Raw genomic sequence first — 19,347 nt, forward strand, 5'->3', positions numbered from 1 at the left:
CCTCAAAGGGAGAAAGTACGGGTAACCGGTGCCCCGGCAAGCGGTGGGGCACTGGTGTCGAATAAGCTCTCGCGCGACCACTGGTCTTCACCCACGCGGGTAATGAGCAGGGCCTCCATGATGGGCGGTTTGCCATGAATGACGAACAGCCGTCCGCCGGGCGTCAGTGCCCGATGAAAGCCCTCGTGAAGCTCGGGCAGCGACCCGGTCACGGCGATAACATCGTATTGGCGGCCATCATCCCATCCACGCGCCGCATCCCCCGTCTCGAGATGGACATTGCGCACGCCCTCCCGATCGAGGGTTTTTTGGGCGTTCTCGCTGAATGCCGGGTGCAACTCAACGCTGGTGACATGGCTTGCCATCTGCGCCAGACAGGCGGCGAGATAGCCGGAGCCGGTACCAATCTCGAGGACGCGCTCGTGGGGGTGAGGGTCGAGTGCCTGCATCAGCCGGCCTTCGACCTTTGGCTCGAGCATCACCTCGCCCTCGCCCAGGGGGATTTGCATATCGGCATAGGCCAAGTTGGCGTAGGCGCTCGGCGTGAAATGCTCACGCGGGATGCGCTCGAGGATATCGAGGACGCGCTCGTTCAAGACCTCCCAGGTCCGGAGCTGCTGTCCGACCATGTTTTCCCGCGCGCTTGCCAGATCCACGTCAGTCATTGCTTGTTCCTGTGTTTCGCCCGTCCGAAGGTTAAGGCGTTTCCCGTGGACCGACAAGGCGCGCGGGTCGTCAATCAGTTCCGTGACAGCGCAGCGCGCGGGTTGAAGTCGAACTGCGCTGACAGTGATTCGAAGGCGGCTTTGGCTTGTTCGTCCTCCGCCGGTGGGTTGGTGATCTTGACCTCAACATACTGATCGCCCCGCGGTTCGCCGGGAAGCCCACGGCCGCGCAGCCGCAGGCGTTGACCCGTCTGGCTGTTCGCCGGTATCCGAAGATCCACGGGGCCGGCCAGTGTCGGGACCTCAACCTGGCTACCCAGCGCGGCTTCCCAGGGTGAGACCGGCAGATCGAGGTGAATATCCCGCCCGCGCAAATGAAACTGCCGATGCGCCCGGAGATGGACCTCGATGAGCAGATCACCCCGCGAGCCGCCGCCCGGGGGTGTCTCTCCCTGACCCTTGAGCCGGATCTGTTGACCGTTGGTGACGCCCGCCGGGATCTTGACACGCAGCGTGCGCGGTTGTCCGGTCGCTGGATCAGTGAGCTCCACCGTACGCGTTGCCCCGTCGTAGGCGTCCTGCAGATCGATGGTCAGTCGTGCGGTCTGGTCGCGGCCTTTGCGCGTGCGCCCGCCGCCAAAGCCACCGCGGAAACCACCGCCGAAGAGGTGTTCGAAAAAGTCGCTGAAATCGGCATTGGCGCCGGGGCCGGCACCGGCACCGGCACGGCCGCCTGCGCCGCCGGTGTAGGATTCGTAACCTGGCGGTGGCTGGAAGTCCTGGCCGGCCTGCCAGTTCTCGCCAAGCTGGTCGTAGAGCTTGCGCTTCTCGGGGTCTTTCAGCACCTCGTAGGCCTCGGCGACCTGCTTGAAGCGCTGTTCGGCGTCGGCCTGCTCGCTGACGTCCGGGTGGTACTTCCGGGCCAGTCGGCGATAGGCCTTCTTGATCTCATCGCTCGAGGCGTCGGATTGAACGCCGAGTGTCTTGTAATAGTCCTGAAATTCCATACCGGTGTTATGAGGCCTAAAGCACGCGTTTTCAACGTGATTCGGGGTGCGCCAGGGTCCGGGGTGGCTTGCAGCGAAAAGGGTGGGCTGGTATAACACGCGATCTTCCTGAGGGTGAGTCAACTCACTCAATCAGAAACAGCATTCGGGAGGCCCTGATGGCCAAGGTCTGTCAGGTCACCGGCAAGCGGCCGATGACCGGAAACAACGTATCGCACGCGAACAACAAGACGCGGCGTCGCTTTCTGCCCAATCTGCGCTATCACCGTTTCTGGCTGGATAGCGAGAGCCGTTGGGTGCGGTTGCGTGTCTCGAGCAAGGGCATGCGGATCATCGACAAAGTCGGTATCGAGCAGGTGATCACTGACCTGCGCGGTCGCGGCGAAAAGGTCTGAGGAGGCCATCATGCGTGACAAGATCAAGCTCGTCTCAAGCGCTGGCACCGGTCATTTCTACACGACCGATAAGAACCGCCGGAACACGCCGCACAAGCTCGAGTTCCGAAAGTATGATCCCGTGGCCCGCAAGCACGTGATCTACAAGGAAGCCAAGATCAAGTAGGCCAAACCGCACACGGACTGGCCTGAAAAAGCCCGCCTGCGTGCGGGCTTTTTTGTGTCTGGATCAACCGGAGGTTCTTGCCCATGCCCGAGCTCCCCGAGGTGGAGACCACACGTCGCGGTCTGGCCCCGCACTGTGTCGGGCGTGCGCTTGTGCGCCTGAAGGTGCGCGAGCCACGGCTGCGTTGGCTCGTAGCCGAGTCGCTGCCGGCACAAGCGGCCGGACGGGGCATCGCGTCGGTGGGCCGGCGTGGCAAGTACCTGATCTTCGCCCTTGAAGGCGACCTCAATCTGTTATTGCATCTGGGCATGTCAGGCCACATGCGCGTGGTCTCGGCCCGGCAGCCAGTCAAGCCCCATGATCATGTGGATTTTTGCCTGGATGATGGCGCCATCCTGCGATTCAACGACCCAAGGCGCTTCGGCAGCCTGCACGCCATCGAAGGCCCCACTGACGCGCATCCCCTATTGGCCTCTCTGGGCCCCGAGCCCCTGTCCGCGGCGTTCACCGGCGCCTTGCTGCATCGTGTCGGTCAAGGCCGTCGAGCGCCCATCAAATCCGTAATCATGGACAGCCACGTTGTGGTGGGCGTCGGCAACATCTATGCCACCGAGGCGTTGTACCGGGCCGGCATTCATCCGGCCCGAGCGGCGGGGCGGATTGCACGAGCCCGTTATGACCGACTGGTGAATGAGATTAAGGCGGTACTGGCCGAGGCCATTGAGGCAGGGGGTACCACCTTGCGGGATTTCTCACGCACGGATGGGTTGCCCGGGTACTTCGCCCAGACGCTGGCTGTCTATGGCCGAGGGGGTGAGCCCTGTCGGGCCTGTGGCCGAGCCCTGCGCAGCATCCGTCTGGGTCAGCGGGCCACGGTTTACTGTCCCCGCTGCCAGCGTTAGGGCTTTCGAGCTAGACCGTGGCGACGGCGCCGTCGCTGCGCGGGTCGCTGGCGCCTTCCAGTACGCCATTGGGGTGCCTAACGATGGCGCCGGCATGGCCCATCATGCTGTCCAGCGGCTCAACTACCTCTACAGGATGACCGGCATCACTGAGCGCGTCGATGAGCGACGCTGACAGTCGTGACTCTACCTTGAGGCCGGTGGTGGACTCGCCCCAAGTCCGACCGAGGAGCCAGCGTGGCGCGTTCACTGCGTCTTGCAGCGGCATACCAAAGCGCGCGTGGCGGGTGAATATGGCCGCTTGCGTCTGCGGCTGGCCCTCACCACCCATGGTGCCGTAGACCATGTGGCGGCCGTCCGCGAACGTGGCCATGGCGGGGTTGAGCGTGTGGAAGGGGCGCCGTCCGGGTTCGAGTGCCTGCGGGTGGTTTGGGGTGAGTCCAAAGCTCATTCCGCGGTTTTGCATCAATACGCCGGTTTCGGGCAGCACAACGCCGGCGCCGAACTCCCAGTAGATCGACTGTATGAAGCTGACCGCTTGGCCGTTGGCATCGATTGCGCCCATCCAGACGGTGTCACCGGGCGTACCCGGATGCGGCCAGGGCGCCGCCCGCTGCGGATCGATGGCGGCGGCTGCAGCATCCAGATGCCGGGCGTCGAGCAGATCGGTTGCTGGGGTGCGCATCCAGTCGGGATCGGTGACCTCGGCATCCCGTACTCGGAAGGCCTGCTTGGTGGCCTCGATGAGCCCGTGGATATGGGCAAAGCCCTCACCCTCGGGGACCTGCAGGCGATCAAAGACGCCCAGGATCATGAGTGAGGCAATCCCCTGGGTGGGTGGCGGCATGTTGTAGAGCTGGGTGTCCCGGCTTGTGATCGAGAGCGGATCGAGCACGCGGGGTGCGTACTGGATGAGATCATCCAGTCGCAGGGGGCTTCCAAGCGCCTCAAGATCGCGGGCGAGGCTCCGGGCCACGTCGCCCTGGTAGAAATCCGTTAGCCCGGCTCGACCAAGCTGCTCCAGCGTGTCGCCCAGACGCCGCTGGACAAGCCGCTCCCCGCGCTGAGGGACGGCCAGGTTTTGGTGCAAAAAGGTCTCTGCAAACCCGGGGATGTCCTGCAGGCCCTCGAGCTTCTGACGGGTCACTTCTTCCTGTCCTGCGGTGGTGGGCACGCCTTCCCGTGCCAGCGCGACAGCGGGCGCCAGCAGGCGCGCCAGAGGGATCGGTTTGCTGCGGGCGTTGGGTTGGGCGAGCGCAGCGGCCCAGCCGCCAATCGCACCGGGGACGGTGAGGGCAGCGAGCGGCCCGCGAGCCGGAATCGTTGTCAGGCCCTGGGCGTGGTACCAGTCGCGACTGGCTAGTCCTGCGGCGGGGCCGCAGGCATCGATGCCCACAGGGCGTTGCTCGGTCTCGCCGAGCAGCCAGAAGCCGTCGCCACCGATCGCATTCATATGCGGATAGACCACTGCAATAACGGCGGCGGCCGTGACCATGGCCTCGACTGCTGTGCCCCCCTCGCGCAGGACATCCCGCCCCGCTTCGGTGGCCAGGTGATGTGGCGCGGTAATCATCGCAGGGGCAATTTGAAACGACTAGCCTGTCAACTCCGCGATAACGCGGTCAGTGAATTCCGTGGTGCCGGCGTTGCCACCCAGATCACGGGTCAGGACCTTGCCCTCACCGGTCACGGCCTCGAGCGCGCCCATCAGATCATCAGCGGCCGATTGCTCACCCAGGTCCTCGAGCATCATCACCACCGTCCAGATCATGGCGATCGGGTTGGCGATGTTCTGCCCGGCGATATCCGGGGCTGAGCCGTGGACCGGTTCGAACATGGACGGGATCGCCGGATCGGGGTTGATGTTGGCCGAGGGCGCGACGCCAATGCCGCCTGCGGTGGCTGGGCCCAGGTCCGAGAGAATATCGCCGAACAGATTGGTGCCGACCACCACATCGAACCAGTCGGGATGAGTAACGAGGTTCGCGGCCAGGATGTCCACGTGATATTGCTCTACTGCAATGTCCGGATACTGCGGGGCCATCGCCGCCACCTGCTCATCCCAAAAGGGCATGCTGTGCTTGATGCCGTTCGATTTCGTGGCATAGGCCAGGCGCCGGCGGGGCCGTGACTGGGCGGTGCGGAAGGCATAATCAAGAATGCGCTCGCTGCCCTTGCGGGTGATCACGGTGGCCTGCACGGCCATTGCTTCGGGCAGTCCGTCGTAGAGGCGCCCGCCAATCTCGGAGTACTCGCCTTCGTTGTTCTCCCGAACCACCAGGTAGTTGATGTCCTCCGGTCCACGGTCGCGGAGCGCCGAGGTCAGGCCCCGGAGCAGCCGTACGGGGCGCAGGTTGACGTATTGCTGAAACTCCCGCCGGATGGGCAGCAGCAACCCCCACAGCGAGACATGATCAGGCACGCCGGGATAGCCGACGGCGCCCAGCAGGATCGCGTCATGACCGCGCAGCTGCTCAATGCCATCCTCCGGCATCATCGTGCCGTGACGGGCGTAGTACTCGCAGGAGTACGGGAATTCCGTGAAATCGAAATTGAGGCCGGGGCGTTGGGCGAGTGCCTCAAGGCAGCGCACCCCGGCGGGGGTAACTTCCAGTCCGATTCCGTCACCGGGAATAAGCGCGATGCGATGGGTCATGACCGTCCCCTAACCTGAGCCAACAGAAAGCGGGCATGTTACCGGAAGGCCGGGGGCCCGGCACTAATCCGCGGGGTGGAGTTGCCCTGCGCGCAGGCGCAGCCGGCGGTCAACGGCGGGCAGGGCCTGTGTGTTGTGGCCGAGGATGAGGGTGGTCCGGCCCTTGAGCCAACGCTCCAGATGAATCCGAACCTGTTCGCTGGTGTCCTCATCCAGGCCGCTCAGCGGCTCGTCGAGGATGACCAGCGATGGGTTGCGCAGCAGGAGCCGGCCGAGGGCGATACGCCGGGCCTGACCGCCAGAGAGCTGAACGCCCGACTCACCGATCCAGGTGTCCAGTCCATCCGGCTGGGCCCGGACAAAGGGTGCCAGGGCAAGCGCTTCCAGAACGCTCCAGAGGCGGCCGTCGTCTGCATCCGGATCGGCTAGCCGCAGGTTGCTTGCGACGGTGCCGCTGAAACAATCGGTTTGCTGGGTCAGATAGCCCAGATGCGCATGGAGGGTCTCGCGGTCCTGGTGCGCGATGGGCACGCCATCAATGTGGATCGTGCCGCTATCAGGCGCGAGCTGGGCGCTCAGTAGCGCAGCCAGGCTGGATTTCCCGCCACCGGATACGCCAACGATGCCAAGGTGCTCGCCCGCGGCGATGGTCAGGTCCAGGTCCGCCAGCACCCGGGCGCCGGCCCCACGAATCAGGCTGACGTGGTGCATTTCGATGGCCGGCGCGGCGTGATGCGTGAAGGCGGGCGGGACCGTGGGTTCCCCGCTGGCGCTCGTTGAGTGATCGGTCGCCGTTGACGTTGCCGTGTTGTGCTCGGCATCCAGTCGCTCGGCCGAGGCGCGGGCGCGGGCCATGTGCAGGCCGGCACCGGGTAGGACACCCAGGGGCTCAAGCAGTGCGAGCACCGCAAGCGGCATCATGACGGCCACCGGCCCGCTGATGGCCCCTGAGCTGTAGAGCGTGAGCGCAGCCAGTAAGACGGCGACGGCCACGGTTTGTACGGCGCCATGAAGCACGGCCTCGCCGGTGGCGATGGACTGCGCCAGGCGCGCCTCATGCGCCCGCTCGCGGCGGTCGAATGCCATGACGCGGGCCTGGTGGTGGTCAAGACTGCCGAAGGCCTTGAGCTCGGCCAGCCCGCGGAGGTGGTCGAGCAGATTGGCGCGCAAATCCGCACCGGCCTGGGCCAGGGCCTGCGTAAGCGCCCGTCCCTGATGCCACGCGCGATGCGCAATCAAGGCGCCGATGCCGCCCAGCAGCAAGAGGGTCAGCAGGGCAATCGCTGGGCTACCAATAGCGAGGAGGGCGGCGCTGATCATCAGCGCCAAGGCCGCAATCAACGGGGGGGCAAGGCCGCGAAGATACAGCCCGTCCAGCCGGTCGATATCGGTGGTGAGCCGGTTGAGAAGCTCACCACTGCGCAGTCGGGTCATCGCCATGGGTGGCAGTGCGGCGAGTTGGGCAAACACGCGCCCACGCAGGTCCCGAAGCAGCCGCAGGACAACATCGTGGTTGAAGATGCGCTCGAAATAGCGGGCGACTGTGCGCGTGACGGCAAATGCCCGAATCCCGCCGCCTGGGACGTAAATATCGAGTCGGGCGGCGACACCGGCCGCAAGCAGCGCACCGGTCACTGCGGTGGCGGTGATGAACCAGCCCGAGAGCGCGAGCAGACCAATGCCTGCAGCGGCGGTGGCGAGCATCAGTGCGGCACCGACCATCAGCCGGCCCCGATAGGGCCGAAGCATGCGCAGATAGGGCATCAGCTCATGCATGGGTCACCCTCTCCAGAACACCGTCACGGATGACATACCGGCGCTCGGCAATGGATCGCAGTGCGGTGTCGTGGCTGGCGATCAGAATGATGCGGCCCTCCGCTGCAAGCTCCGCCAATCCACGGATGACGAAGGTCTCTGTCTCGGCATCGAGTGCAGCGGTGGGCTCGTCGAGCAGGATCAGCGAAGCCGGTGAGACAAACGCGCGGGCAAGGGCCACGCGCTGCGCTTGTCCACCGGACAGGCCCAGACCCCGCTCGCCCACATGGGTGTCGAGGCCATCGGGGAGCTGGTCGGCGAAATCGCTGACGCCGGCGCGCCTGGCCGCCGCTTCAATGGCGGGCGCCTCGGCCGTTGGGTCGCCCAGGCCGATGTTCTCTCGCAAGCTGGCGCTGGCCAGAAATGCCGGCGCGCCGAGCCAGCCGATGCGGGTGTCCGGCAGTGCCCGCACAATGTGACCTGTCGAGGGCTGAAGCATGCCCGCCAGGGCGAGCAGCAAGGTGGTTTTGCCACTGCCGGAAGGGCCTTCGATGAGGACCCGCTCGCCGGCCGTCGCGGTGAGCGAGGGGACCCGGAGGACCGTGCCACGCCCCGGCCGCGCCAGCTCGACGGACTCGGCCGTGAGTGTGGGCGCGTTGTGCGCCAGGGTTTGCGTGGCGTTGCTGACGGCCACGTCCTCGGATTCGAAATCGGCGAGTAGTTCAGCGGCACCAAGCGCCGTGGCGCGGTCGTGATAATGCTGGGCCAGTGTGCGCAGAGGCTGGAAGAATTCCGGGGCGAGCAGTAGGACGAACAGCCCGCTGAAGAGGGTCAGTGCGGAGGCGGGGCCGTATTCGATATAGCCAAGCAGCCCGAAGCCGACGTAAATGGCCACCACCGCAATGGCGACGGAGGCAAAGAACTCCAGCACCGCCGAGGACAGGAAGGCGACCCGCAGGACCCGCATGCTGCGTTCACGGTATTCGTCTGATCCGGCGATGATGCCGCGTGTGGCGCCCGGGATCCGGCCGAACAGCTGCAATGTCGTCAGCCCGCGGACGCAATCCAGGAACTGCCCGGACAGCCGCCCCAGGGCCTCGAACTGGTCTCGGTTCAAGCGCTCCGCACCCATGCCGACCAACGCCATGAACAGCGGTATCAAGGGTGCGGAGAGCAGCAGAAAACCGGCGGCGATCCAGTCCTGGGTGAAGGCCGCGATGACAATTGCAAGCGGGACGAGCGTGGCCACGGTCATCTGCGGTAGATAGCGCGCGTAGTACCCCTCCAGGGCGTTGACCTGATCCGTTAGCTGGCTGGCGAGCTCACCCGTGTCCCGCGTGGCGAGTCCGGTGGGGCCGAGGGCCTCGGCGCGCCCGAGCAGCCGCTCGCGAACCCGTCCCTGGACGGTGGCCGCTGCGGCAATGGCGGTACGGGCACGCAGGATCTGAAACACCGGTCGAAGCAGGACCACCAGGAAAAGCAGCCCGGCGGGCATCGCAAGGCTCGCCAGCATTTGCTCGCGCATGATCACCTGATGCACGAGCCAAGCAATGAGCCCGGCCTGGGCGATGATCAGCAGCCCTTCAAGGACCCCGTAGAGCGCTGCCAGGCGCAACCCGCCGGCAACCGCCCGGGTTTCCCGGGCGAGCCAGACTTTGGGTGTCATCAGGTTAGTGGTAACCCTCGCCGAGGCGAACCTTGCCGCGGAAGACCCAGTAGGTCCAGGCGGTATAGGCGAGAACCACCGGAACGACGAACAGGACGCCGATCAGCAGGAAGGCCTGGGATTCGCGGGCTGAGGCCGCGTCATACAGCGTGTAATCGGGCGGCACCACATACGGCCATTTGCTGGCCAGGAGCCCCAGGTACGTGAAGACGAATAGCCCCATTGTAGCGACAAAGGGGATGCCCTCGTTGCGGCGATTGATCGCTTGCAGGATCAGGTAGGCGCAGCCCAGCGCGCCAGCGGGGAGCAGCCAGATCACGAAGAGATTGCTGAACCACCGATCCCGCACGAACTCATCCACCAGCGGCGTCCAGAAGCTGATGATGACGAATACCCCGAGCACGCCGGCCAGCAGTTTCGGGGCTATGCGGTAGGCCCACTCCTGCACCTCGCCTTCGGTTTTCATGATGATCCAGGTGCTACCGAGCAGGGCATAACCCAGCACGAGACCGATGCCCGTCAGCACGCTAAACGGGGTCAGCCAATCGAAGGCGCCGCCGACATAGGCGAAGTTCTCGGTCTCAAAGCCCTGGATGTAGGCTCCGACCACAATGCCCTGGGCGAGCGCAGCGACCGCGGATCCAATCGCAAACGAGATGCTCCAGTAGCGCTTTTGGGCGGGTGCCGCCTTGAATCGGAACTCGAAGGCCACGCCCCGGAAAATCAGCCCGGCGAGCAACAGAAACACGCCAAGATACAGCGCGGGCAGCAGAACGGAGTAGACCAGGGGGAAGGCGCCGAGCAATCCGGCGCCACCCAGTACCAGCCAAGTTTCGTTACCGTCCCAGAACGGGGCGACGGTATTCATCATCACATCGCGGCTGTCCTCGTTGGGGGCAAACGGATAGAGGATGCCCACCCCCAGATCGAAGCCGTCGAGCAGGACATACATGATCACGCCAAAGGCAATGATCACCGCCCAAATCATGGTGTAGTCAATCATGTCCAATCCCTCCCGGTGGGGGCGGCGGGCGAGGCGTCGCCAATGGGCCCGCCGGCGGACATGGGCCGCTTCGGATGGGCACCGACCTCATCGGCGCCGGGCTCGGCATCGTCCATGCCGCCCTTGACCAGCTGCCACATGTAATAGCCACCCGCGGTGTACACCACGGCATAAACAAGCATGTAGCCAATCAGGCTTGTGAGCGCCATAGCCCCACTCAGCGACGGCGTGAGCCCCTCACTGAAGCTGATCATGCCGTACACCAACCAGGGTGCGCGGCCAGACTCGGTCGTGAACCAGCCGGCCACCACCGCGATAAAGGGCGCGGCGATCATCAAGGGCAGGGCCCGGTGGAACAAGCCGGGGCGATACAGTTTGCCGCGCAGGCGCAGCACCAGGCCCCAGATCCCGAAGGCGATCATGGCAAAGCCCAGGCCAACCATAATGCGGAAGGTCCAGAAGACGATGGCCACCGGTGGCTGCTCATCGACGGCGGCCTCTGTAATGCCGGGGACCACACCATCTGCACTTTTCGTAAGAATGATGCTCGCCAGGTTCGGGATGCCGACCTCAAACCGGTTGGTTTGAGCCTCTTGATCCGGCAGCGCGAACAGCAGTAACGGTGCGCCAGCCTGACGCTCCCAGTTGCCCTCCATCGCCGCGACCTTGGTCGGCTGATACTCCAGCGTGTTCAGGCCATGGAAGTCACCGATCACCGCCTGGGCGGGCGCCAGAATCAGAATCATCCACAGGCACATGGACAACGCCTTGCGGTTGGCTTCAACCATGTGGCCTTTAAGCAGATACCAGGCACTGACACCGGCCACCACGAAGCTGCCCGTCAGGAAGCTGGCCACGGCCATGTGAGCGAATCGGTACGGGAATGACGGGTTGAAAATCGCCTCAGTCCAGCTGCGGACATGGAGCATGCCATCCTGGAATTCAACACCCGCCGGCGTGTGCATCCAGCTGTTAGCGGCCAGGATCCAGAACGCCGAGATAAACGTGCCGACGGCCACCATCAAGGCGGCGAACAGATGCGTTCCCCGCGGGACTTTATCGCGACCGAACAGCAGCACGCCGAGGAAGGCCGCTTCCAGGAAGAACGCGGTCACCACCTCGTAGCTCAGAACGGGCCCGAGGAAGTTCGCAGACGCCTGGGAGAAGTTGCTCCAGTTCGTCCCGAACTGGAATGACATGACGATGCCGGAGACCACACCCATGCCAAATGCCACGGCAAAGACCTTGGTCCAGAAGCGCGAGAGCTTCGCCCAGGCGGGGTTGCCCGTCTTGAAGTGCAGGCCTTCCAGCAGGGCGACGTACGACGCCAGTCCGATGGTAAACACCGGGAAGATGGCGTGGAACGACACCACAAAGGCGAACTGGATTCTCGACAGGAGAAGTGGATCAAGTTCCATGGTGGCTGCCTCTCAGCATTCAGCGTTGTTCGTTGTCGCGTGCCATGATGCCTTGGAGTGTTTCGGCATCACGGATTTCAATCAAGCCGCGCTCGAGGCTGACAGACCCTCGGCGCTCGAATTCTTTGAGCAGGCGGCTGATCACTTCCCGCGCAGTGCCTAATTCTACCGCCAGGTCCTGGTGCGTGGCATTAACCTGGCCGTCCCGTTGGCGCTGCAAAAGCCGCTCGGCGAGGCGGTAGTCCATGCGCTTGAAGGCCACCTCTTCGATGACCAGCATCAGCGTCTGAAGCCGCCGACCGTAGCTTTCCAGCAGCCCTTGCCGGAATGCGGGTTCCTGATCCATCAGGCGCTCGATTTGCCCGGGTGAGAGGAGCAATACCTCCGCATCACGCTCAACCACGGCCTCCGACTGATGGCTATCCGCAGTCAATAGACACGATAGCGACAGTGGACACATCTCACCCCCTTCGATCCGGTAGAGGACGATTTCGTTCCCTGAAGCGCCCATCATCTGAACCCGGACTTCGCCGGAGAGGACCAATGGCAGTCCCTCGCACGGCTCGCCGGGCCCGAACACCCGCGTGCCGGCGCTCAACTGCATTGACACCCCCTCGCGTGTAATCAGCTCACGGGTTGCCGCCGACAAACCCGTCATCGCCGGATGGTACGCCTGCTTCGTGTCCTTAACCTGATTCAGATCATTGTTATCCATGATCGCCCTCCGGTTCTGTGACTTCCTCACTGATCGATAGGTGCGGTTGGGCGCTTACTGCCAGGACGATTAATCGCGTCGTCAGAGGAGCCAAAAGATGTTCAAACAGAATATTGGGTCATTCGATCGGGCACTCAGGGCCATCGTCGGTCTGACACTCATCGCCATGGCGGTGTTTGTTGAGGGCATGGCCTGGGGCTGGATCGGTGCCATCCCGCTCGCCACCTCAGTCGTGAGCTACTGCCCACTATACAGCGCACTCGGCATGAATACCTGTAAGCGTTAAAGGAGACAATTCAATGACCACTTCATTCTTACGCGGCTGCCTCGCTGGCCTGCTGGCTATGGCTTTCTCGGTGCCCGCCCTGGCGCAGAATGATCCCGACATGCTCACGCTGCTGACCAGTGATGAGGATGAGACTCAGGCCATGGCGCTGATCCTCACGATGCAGGCGCAGCAGAACGGGGCGACGCCCCAGGTGCTGCTGTGTGACGGTGCGGGTGATCTGGCTGTGACCTCCGAGATGGACGCATCCGAGACACTGCGTGGGCCTGATGCCAGCCCGGCGCAGATGATCCAGCGCCTCGTGAACAATGGCGTCACTGTGGATGTCTGTGCCATTTACCTGCCCAATCGCGCGTTCACTGAGTCTGATCTCGTCGACGGGGTGGCTGTCGCCGAGCCGCCAGCGATCGGTGCACTGGTCGCAGACCCGGCGGTTCGCCTGTTCTCGTTTTAACCCATGGAGCTCAGTGATATGCGAATAAGCGCTTTGACGCGCAACGCCCTGGCCGGCCTGGCGCTTGCCTTGCCGGCCCTGGTCATCGCCCAACCCGGTCCCGTTGTCGACGCCCAGTGGGTGCTGGAAAACCGGGATGACGTGGTGGTGATTAACGCCTCGCGCCGGCCGTCTAACTACGAGGACACCGGATTTATTGCCGGTGCGCCTTTCGTGGGAATGGGCGAGTTTCTGACCGAACGGCCAGGCATGCAGGACAGCATCCGTTATCTCGTCCCCTCCGCGTCGGATTTCGAGGGCGTGATGCAGGGCCTGGGGGTTGATGCGGACGACCAGGTGGTTATCGTCCCGGCGGGCGATGCGATCTACGGGGATGCCACCGTGGCGTCGCGGCTTTACTGGCAGATGCGCTACTACGGCCATGAGGATGTCGCCATCCTAAACGGCGGCGTAGCAGCCTGGTCGGTGGCTGGTGGTGAGACTTCCCGGTCGCCTGCCTCCTCTCCCGGCGGTGGCAGCTTTTCTGCAGAGGAATCTCGGGATGATCTCCTGGCGACCACCGATGAAGTTGAGGCGGTAATCGCTGGTGAGACGTCGGCCACGCTGGTGGATAACCGCCCGCTGCCCCAGTTCACCGGGGTGGTGAGCAAGGATTACGTTGATGGCCGCGGGCACTTGCCGGAGGCAGAGCCTCTGCCCTTTAACCTCTTCGTTGCTCCCCGCGACGGCATTGTTTACTGGCGCTCGCCTGAGGCCGTTCAGAATATTGTCTCTGCCATGCTGCCGCTGACCGACGGGCCGATCATTGACTACTGCAACTCCGGGCATGTCTCGTCACTTGCCTGGTTTGGCATGTCCGAGATTGGTGGTATGTCAGACGTGGCGCTGTACGACGGGTCATTGCATGAGTGGACGCTGGATGGTGATCGGTCGCTAATCATCGGTCGCTAGGCCACAGACCTGAAGGGCGGGCCTTTGCCCGCCCTTTATCTTTTTTTACTCGCCGCTGCCCATGGCTTTGGCGCGTGCCAGTGTGGCTTGAGGGTCACGCCGGCTACGCTTGACCTCAGGGCTCGCTTCCGGCCAGCCCTGAAGGTGATCCATGGCCAGATTCGCCAGCATGTCGAGGTGGTCATCCCGATCATTGAGTGCCCGGATGTAGCGCAGTGACTCGCCGCCATTCTCCTCGAAGATCTCGGCGTTCTCCCCCTCAATCTCTTCCAGGGTTTCAAGGCAGTCTGCCGAAAAGCCGGCACAGATCACGTCAAGCTTTTTCATGCCCGATTCCGCATGCGCTTTCACGGTTTCATCCGTGTAAGGCTGCAGCCATACCTCACGGCCAAACAGTGACTGGAAGGTCACCTGCCAGGCGTCATCCGCCATCTCGAGGCGCTCGGCGACCAGTCGGGCGGTCTTCTGGCACTGGCAGTGATAGAAATCGCCGTTGAGCAGGTAGCGCCGCGGCATGCCGTGGAAGGAGAAGAGCAGCTTCTCGGCCTGACCGTGGGCCTGCCAGTGCTCACGGATGGTGTTCGCCAGCGCCTCGATGTAATCCGGGTCGTCGGCATACTGGCCGATCAACCGGAGCTCGGGGATGAAGCGCCATTTCTTTAGCTCATCGAAGACGGCGTCATAGGTGGAGCCCACCGTTGTCGCGGAGTACTGCGGGTAGAGCGGTAGCACGAGGATACGCTCGGCGCCTTCTTCGCGGAGCTTGCGCAGGCCATCCCGAATGGATGGGTTGCCGTAGCGCATGGCAAGCTCAACGCTCACGGGACCGTCGAGTTTTTTCTCCAGCCGCTGGCGAATGCCTTCGGCCTGTTTTTTGCCAATGGTCAGCAGCGGGGAGCCGCCCTCTTCCCAAACCTCTCGATACGCCGCGGCCGACTTTTTCGGCCGTGTGCGCAGGATGACGCCATGCAGCAGCAACCACCACAGCGGTCGGTTGATCTCGACAACGCGGGGGTCGCCCAGGAACTCGGCTAGATAACGCCGCAGTGCCGGCGTGGTCGGCGCGTCGGGCGTGCCGAGGTTGGTGACGAGGACACCGAGACGCGGCACATCGTAGTGACGGGCGTTGGATTTGGCGCTGAACATGGGCATGAGAGTCATTCCTGCTAAATAGATCAGCGCCCATGATAGGCGCGATCCAGCGGTTGGGAAAATGCAATGGCCCGAGGTGAATGATAGGCGGCGTCTATCAGCGCTCGGGTAGGCTACGCGTGAGCTGATCCACCAGGACAGCTGACTGCTCTTGGCGCTGCCGCGACAGGGCATCGCCGAGGACACCGCCGCCCACGGCGCCGCCCACACCACCGGCAATCGCCCCGCTATCGCCATCGCCGCCCACCTCTGCACCGATGACTGCGCCACCGATGGCGCCGAGGATCTGGCCTGAGCGACGGGTCATGTCGGCTCCGGTGCGGGCGCTGCCGCTGGCCGACCAGAGGATGGTGCCGTCCTGCACGTCCACCATCTGGGCGCTCATGCTCATGTCATCACCAAACTCGGGGACGTTAATGAGCACGACGGTGTCGACGTTCAGGATCTCGCCGGCCCGGGATGCGCCCGTCGCGGTGGTGACCTCCGAGCGGGAGAAGTCCTGCTCATCGAGCACCGTGTTGATACGGCTGCGCTCGATGGGGCTGTAGCCGCGGCCGAGCAGGGCCTGGTTGAACATGCTGGCGATTTGATCCTGCGCGGCTTGCCCGCCAATGCCATCCACTGAAATCACGGCGGTGCGCTGGATGGCGCTGAGGTCATAGGCGCGATTGTATTCGCCGCTGCCGCTGACGGAGGCGCAAGCGGTGAGTAGGAGTGCGAGGGCGAGCACCCCGCCGAGGCGCAGGGAAAGTGAAAGACTTGGCATGATGAACTCCTTGTTCCGGGATCCCTTGTGAACCCGACTCAGTTTAGACTGTTCGACCCATGACTTGTTCGGCGCATAAGGCACGCAGACATTGACGGTAACTCGCGACATGGAGGTCGCCGACCTGTCGGTGGCCATTGAGCGCAAAGCCATTCGGCACTGCTACATCCGGGTCACGTCTCCTGGGGGTGCGGTGCGGGTGTCGGCAGGTCCGGCTTATTCCGATACCGCGATTCGGGCGCTGGTGGAGTCGCGTCTGCCCTGGATTCGCGCCCAGCGCGAGCGCCTGCAGCGTCGCGAGGAGGCCATGCCCGCCGAGCCTGTGTTGAGTGACGGGGCCCGCGTGGTCTTTCGGGGGGCTGTTCATTCCCTGCGCATCGTGCCCGGGCGGGGCAACGGGGGCGTGCGCTGCGTGGATGGAGAGCTGCAGATGAGAACGGCGCCCGAGAGCGACGAAGCGACGCGTCGCCAGTTGCTTGAGCGCTTTTACCGCCGTGAGGCGAAGGCTCGGCTGCCCGCGCTGATCGCGCGGTGGGAACCGATTATGGGTGTGCAGGTTAAGGAGTCGCGAGTGCGGCGCATGAAGACGCTCTGGGGCAGTTGCAACCCGCCGGCTCGGCGCATCTGGCTTAATCTGGATCTGATCCGTTATCCCGACACGTGTTTTGAGTATGTGCTGGTGCACGAGATGGTCCATTTGCTTGAGCGGGGTCATAACGCCCGTTTTTATGGCTTTATGGATCGCTTCCTGCCGGATTGGCGGGCGCGCCGTGCGCGTCTCAATGGCGGGTGCCTGGATTGATCATTGCGATCACACTGGCGGTGGTCGTGGTGCTGATGCTGGCCGCTCGCGCCTGGCTGCATCGCCGGTTGGCCGCACCGCGGGTGCCGGTGACCACCACCCCCGAGGCGCTCGGCCTTGTCGGGCAAGCCGTCCAGATCCCGACCGCTCGCGGCAAGTGGCTGTCGGCGTGGCTTTTGGACGGTGATCCACAACGCGGCCGTGTCGTGCTGTGCCATGGCTGGGGCGTGAACCGATGTGCCCTGGTGCCGCTGGCACGCCCGCTGCAAGCCCTCGGCTGGCAGGTGTTAATGTTCGATGTTCGCAATCACGGTGAGAGTGATTCGGACACGTTTTCATCCATGCCGCGGTTTGCCGAGGACATTGATGCGGCGCTGGCCTGGCTGCAGGCCCGCACCGAGGATGGGGCCGGGCCCATGGTTGTAGCTGGGCACTCCGTTGGTGCCGCGGCGACGTTACTGGCGGCCTCGCGGCGGAATGATCTGGCGGGTGTCATTAGCTTGGCGGGTTTTGTGCATCCGGGCGTTATGATGCGCCGGTGGCTCGCCGCACGCGGGATTCCGCTGATGCCCCTGGGCTTTTTGATTCTGCGTTATGTCGAGCACGTGATCGGGTATCGGTTTGAGGCGATCGCGCCGGTTAATGTGATTCGGGCGATTCGCTGCCCTGTGCTGATTGCCCATGGTCGCTCTGATCGCGTCATTCCGCCGCAAGACGCGGAAGCGCTAGCGGCGGCGGCCGACCCGAATCAAATTGAGCTCGTCTGGTTGCGCGGTGGGCATGATTTGAGCGCTGAGCTGGCCGATCAGTGGCCGCGCTTGTCGGGCTTTTTGAATCGGCTTGACCCCGTCAGTCAGGCCGCCCGGTCAGCCTGAAGACGACCGTCAGGTTATTCGCAGGCATCTCGGCGACCTGCTCGCAGACAAGCCCGCAGGCAGCCGCTGCGTCACTTACGGCTTCCAGATCACGGATACCCCAAGCCGGATCCCGCTGGCGTAGGTCGGCGTCAAAGTCGGCATTGCTCGGGGCGGTATGCACTCCGTCACGCCGATAGGGTCCGTAGAGCACCAGCACCCCATTCCCATTGAGATGACGCGCAGCCCCTGCCATGAGCGCGGGCGTCACGGCCCACGGCGAGATATGCACCAGGTTCACGGCGAGGATGGCGTCGAACGGCCCAGCGGGCCATGCATCGGTCGCATCCAGGGCAAGGGGTGCCCGCAAGTTGGGCAGGCCGAAGTCGGCCTTCCAGGCCTCGATGGAGGCCCGCGCCGGTGATGATGGATCGCTTGGCTGCCAATCCCATCCTGGCATGGCCGCACAGAAGTGAGCGGCATGCTCGCCTGTGCCACTCGCGAACTCGAGGACGCGGGCCTCCTGTGGCAACACGGATTGCAGCACGCCCAGGATCGGCTCGCGATTGCGGGCGGCTGCTGGGCTGAATTGGCGAAGATCAGTTGGGTTTTCCATATGTGCAGCCTACCGGCAACGCTGGCATGCTTGCATCCACTAAGCCACGCGAACAGCATGAGCACGCAATCAAACAGGCCGACAGCAGAGAGATTTCAATGGAGAACCGCACAATTCGACTGGCACCCGGTGGCGGATTTGAGAGCGCTGAGCTGATCGATGGTGGCCAACCGGCCGCACCCGGTCAGGGAGAGATCACGGTCCGCCTGCGAGCCAGCTCACTGAATTTTCATGACTATGGTGTGGTCAAGGGACCGATGGCACCCAAGCATGAGGCCCGCATTCCCATGTCGGACGGCGCGGGTGAGGTGACCGCGGTCGGCGACGGCGTGACCGAATTCCGTGAGGGCGATGCCGTTGTGAGCACGTTCTTCCCAGACTGGCTGGCCGGTGACCCCGTGGACGAGGGCTTCGGGGGGACCCCCGGTGATGGCATCGACGGTTTTGCCCGTGAGTCCATTACGGCTGCTGCGACATCGTTCACCCGGGCACCGGTGGGCTGGTCTCATGCCGAGGCCGCCACGCTGACCACGGCGGGCACCACGGCCTGGCGGTCGCTGTTTGTGCACGGCAATCTTCAGCCCGGTCAGACGGTGCTGACGCTGGGCACCGGTGGGGTCTCGATTTTCGCCCTGCAAATGGCCGTTGCGGCGGGGGCGCGTGTTATCAGCACCTCGTCGAGCGCGGAAAAGCTTGAGCGCCTCAAGGCCATGGGGGCTGATGCCGTCATCAATTACCAGGAAACGCCTGAATGGGGCAGCGCGGTGCGCGAGCTGACCGATGGTCGGGGTGTAGATCATGTGGTGGAAGTCGGGGGCCCGGGCACCCTCCAGCAATCCATGACCGCCGCCGCCGTTGGCGGGCATGTTTCGTTAATTGGCGTGCTCACCGGTGTGAAGGGCGAGTTTCCGTTGATTCAGGCGTTGCTGCGTCAGCTCCGGCTTCGGGGTGTTCTTGTGGGTAGTCGCGCGGATCAGCAAAACCTCGTCACGGCCATGGAGGCCACCGGCATTCGTCCGGTGATTGATCGCCACTTCCCGCTCACAGAGCTGGTCGATGCATTCCGTCACGAAGAAAGCGGGGCACATTTCGGCAAGATCTGCGTCGACATCTGATGC

The 19,347-nt window shown here is 63.9% G+C and carries 21 protein-coding genes; 9 read left to right on the forward strand and 12 right to left on the reverse strand.

Going from position 1 to position 19,347, the window contains the following annotated elements:
• Window positions 1-2 precede the first annotated feature (2 nt).
• Window positions 3-665, reverse strand: coding sequence for a protein-L-isoaspartate O-methyltransferase family protein (locus SPISAL_RS00705; protein ID WP_016352549.1), 663 nt, complete (start codon window positions 663-665; stop codon window positions 3-5).
• A 74-nt stretch (window positions 666-739) separates the two neighbouring features.
• Entirely contained in the window at window positions 740-1,672 is a 933-nt protein-coding gene (locus SPISAL_RS00710; RefSeq protein WP_016352550.1) for a DnaJ C-terminal domain-containing protein, read from the reverse strand.
• 158 nt (window positions 1,673-1,830) lie between these two features.
• Here SPISAL_RS00710 and rpmB point away from each other — a divergent pair, with 158 nt between their 5' ends.
• The 3 genes from rpmB (at window position 1,831) to mutM (ending at window position 3,135) form a co-directional block, all read left to right on the forward strand.
• Complete coding sequence (gene rpmB / locus SPISAL_RS00715; RefSeq protein ID WP_016352551.1) at window positions 1,831-2,067, forward strand: 50S ribosomal protein L28; 237 nt, start codon at window positions 1,831-1,833, stop codon at window positions 2,065-2,067.
• Window positions 2,068-2,077: 10 nt separating this feature from the next.
• Window positions 2,078-2,233 carry a 50S ribosomal protein L33 gene (rpmG, locus tag SPISAL_RS00720; RefSeq protein WP_016352552.1) on the forward strand — a complete coding sequence of 52 codons (156 nt, stop codon included), beginning with the start codon at window positions 2,078-2,080 and terminating at the stop codon, window positions 2,231-2,233.
• 83 nt (window positions 2,234-2,316) lie between these two features.
• A complete protein-coding gene (gene mutM, locus SPISAL_RS00725; protein ID WP_016352553.1) occupies window positions 2,317-3,135 on the forward strand; it encodes a bifunctional DNA-formamidopyrimidine glycosylase/DNA-(apurinic or apyrimidinic site) lyase in 819 nt (272 codons plus the stop codon).
• A 10-nt stretch (window positions 3,136-3,145) separates the two neighbouring features.
• Here the strand turns inward: mutM and SPISAL_RS00730 are convergent, their stop codons facing one another.
• The 7 genes from SPISAL_RS00730 to SPISAL_RS00760 all read right to left on the reverse strand — a co-directional run bounded on the left by SPISAL_RS00730 (window position 3,146) and on the right by SPISAL_RS00760 (window position 12,348).
• A complete protein-coding gene (locus SPISAL_RS00730) occupies window positions 3,146-4,708 on the reverse strand; it encodes a gamma-glutamyltransferase family protein (protein ID WP_016352554.1) in 1,563 nt (520 codons plus the stop codon).
• Between the two features lie 21 nt (window positions 4,709-4,729).
• Window positions 4,730-5,791, reverse strand: coding sequence for a tartrate dehydrogenase (locus tag SPISAL_RS00735; protein WP_016352555.1), 1,062 nt, complete (start codon window positions 5,789-5,791; stop codon window positions 4,730-4,732).
• Window positions 5,792-5,854: 63 nt separating this feature from the next.
• Window positions 5,855-7,567, reverse strand: a complete 1,713-nt coding sequence (gene cydC / locus SPISAL_RS00740; protein ID WP_016352556.1) for a thiol reductant ABC exporter subunit CydC — start codon at window positions 7,565-7,567, stop codon at window positions 5,855-5,857.
• Window positions 7,560-9,212: a thiol reductant ABC exporter subunit CydD gene (cydD, locus tag SPISAL_RS00745; RefSeq protein ID WP_016352557.1), complete on the reverse strand. Its 1,653-nt coding sequence runs from the start codon at window positions 9,210-9,212 to the stop codon at window positions 7,560-7,562. The genes cydC and cydD overlap by 8 nt, the downstream gene beginning before the upstream one ends.
• Before the next feature lie 4 nt (window positions 9,213-9,216).
• Window positions 9,217-10,215 carry a cytochrome d ubiquinol oxidase subunit II gene (gene cydB / locus SPISAL_RS00750; protein WP_222518975.1) on the reverse strand — a complete coding sequence of 333 codons (999 nt, stop codon included), beginning with the start codon at window positions 10,213-10,215 and terminating at the stop codon, window positions 9,217-9,219.
• A complete protein-coding gene (locus SPISAL_RS00755; RefSeq protein WP_016352559.1) occupies window positions 10,212-11,633 on the reverse strand; it encodes a cytochrome ubiquinol oxidase subunit I in 1,422 nt (473 codons plus the stop codon). The genes cydB and SPISAL_RS00755 overlap by 4 nt, the downstream gene beginning before the upstream one ends.
• A gap of 19 nt (window positions 11,634-11,652) precedes the next feature.
• Window positions 11,653-12,348, reverse strand: coding sequence for a Crp/Fnr family transcriptional regulator (locus SPISAL_RS00760; protein WP_016352560.1), 696 nt, complete (start codon window positions 12,346-12,348; stop codon window positions 11,653-11,655).
• Between the two features lie 97 nt (window positions 12,349-12,445).
• Here SPISAL_RS00760 and SPISAL_RS00765 point away from each other — a divergent pair, with 97 nt between their 5' ends.
• The 3 genes from SPISAL_RS00765 to SPISAL_RS00775 are packed head-to-tail and all read left to right on the forward strand — an operon-like array spanning window position 12,446 to window position 14,039.
• Window positions 12,446-12,634, forward strand: a complete 189-nt coding sequence (locus tag SPISAL_RS00765) for a YgaP family membrane protein (RefSeq protein ID WP_016352561.1) — start codon at window positions 12,446-12,448, stop codon at window positions 12,632-12,634.
• Between the two features lie 13 nt (window positions 12,635-12,647).
• Entirely contained in the window at window positions 12,648-13,088 is a 441-nt protein-coding gene (locus tag SPISAL_RS00770; RefSeq protein ID WP_016352562.1) for a DsrE family protein, read from the forward strand.
• Window positions 13,089-13,106: 18 nt separating this feature from the next.
• Window positions 13,107-14,039 carry a sulfurtransferase gene (locus SPISAL_RS00775; protein ID WP_016352563.1) on the forward strand — a complete coding sequence of 311 codons (933 nt, stop codon included), beginning with the start codon at window positions 13,107-13,109 and terminating at the stop codon, window positions 14,037-14,039.
• A 45-nt stretch (window positions 14,040-14,084) separates the two neighbouring features.
• On the opposite strand, the gene hemH is transcribed toward SPISAL_RS00775, so the two are convergent.
• Window positions 14,085-15,191 (reverse strand): ferrochelatase, encoded by a 1,107-nt coding sequence (gene hemH / locus SPISAL_RS00780; RefSeq protein WP_016352564.1) that lies wholly within the window; start codon window positions 15,189-15,191, stop codon window positions 14,085-14,087.
• 97 nt (window positions 15,192-15,288) lie between these two features.
• Window positions 15,289-15,957 (reverse strand): CsgG/HfaB family protein, encoded by a 669-nt coding sequence (locus SPISAL_RS00785; RefSeq protein WP_016352565.1) that lies wholly within the window; start codon window positions 15,955-15,957, stop codon window positions 15,289-15,291.
• Window positions 15,958-16,066: 109 nt separating this feature from the next.
• Between SPISAL_RS00785 and SPISAL_RS00790 the strand changes: the two genes are divergently transcribed.
• Together SPISAL_RS00790 and SPISAL_RS00795 are read left to right on the forward strand one after the other, a co-directional pair.
• On the forward strand, window positions 16,067-16,759 hold the full coding sequence (locus SPISAL_RS00790) for a M48 family metallopeptidase (protein WP_016352566.1): 693 nt from the start codon (window positions 16,067-16,069) through the stop codon (window positions 16,757-16,759).
• On the forward strand, window positions 16,747-17,634 hold the full coding sequence (locus SPISAL_RS00795) for an alpha/beta hydrolase (RefSeq protein WP_425423128.1): 888 nt from the start codon (window positions 16,747-16,749) through the stop codon (window positions 17,632-17,634). The genes SPISAL_RS00790 and SPISAL_RS00795 overlap by 13 nt, the downstream gene beginning before the upstream one ends.
• On the opposite strand, the gene SPISAL_RS00800 is transcribed toward SPISAL_RS00795, so the two are convergent.
• Window positions 17,609-18,229 (reverse strand): DUF938 domain-containing protein, encoded by a 621-nt coding sequence (locus SPISAL_RS00800; RefSeq protein WP_016352568.1) that lies wholly within the window; start codon window positions 18,227-18,229, stop codon window positions 17,609-17,611. The two genes, SPISAL_RS00795 and SPISAL_RS00800, sit on opposite strands and share 26 nt — an antisense overlap.
• 98 nt (window positions 18,230-18,327) lie before the next feature.
• Here SPISAL_RS00800 and SPISAL_RS00805 point away from each other — a divergent pair, with 98 nt between their 5' ends.
• Window positions 18,328-19,344: a zinc-dependent alcohol dehydrogenase family protein gene (locus SPISAL_RS00805; RefSeq protein ID WP_016352569.1), complete on the forward strand. Its 1,017-nt coding sequence runs from the start codon at window positions 18,328-18,330 to the stop codon at window positions 19,342-19,344.
• The last annotated feature ends 3 nt before the right edge of the window (window positions 19,345-19,347 follow it).

This window comes from Spiribacter salinus M19-40 (assembly GCF_000319575.2).
GTDB lineage: Bacteria > Pseudomonadota > Gammaproteobacteria > Nitrococcales > Nitrococcaceae > Spiribacter > Spiribacter salinus.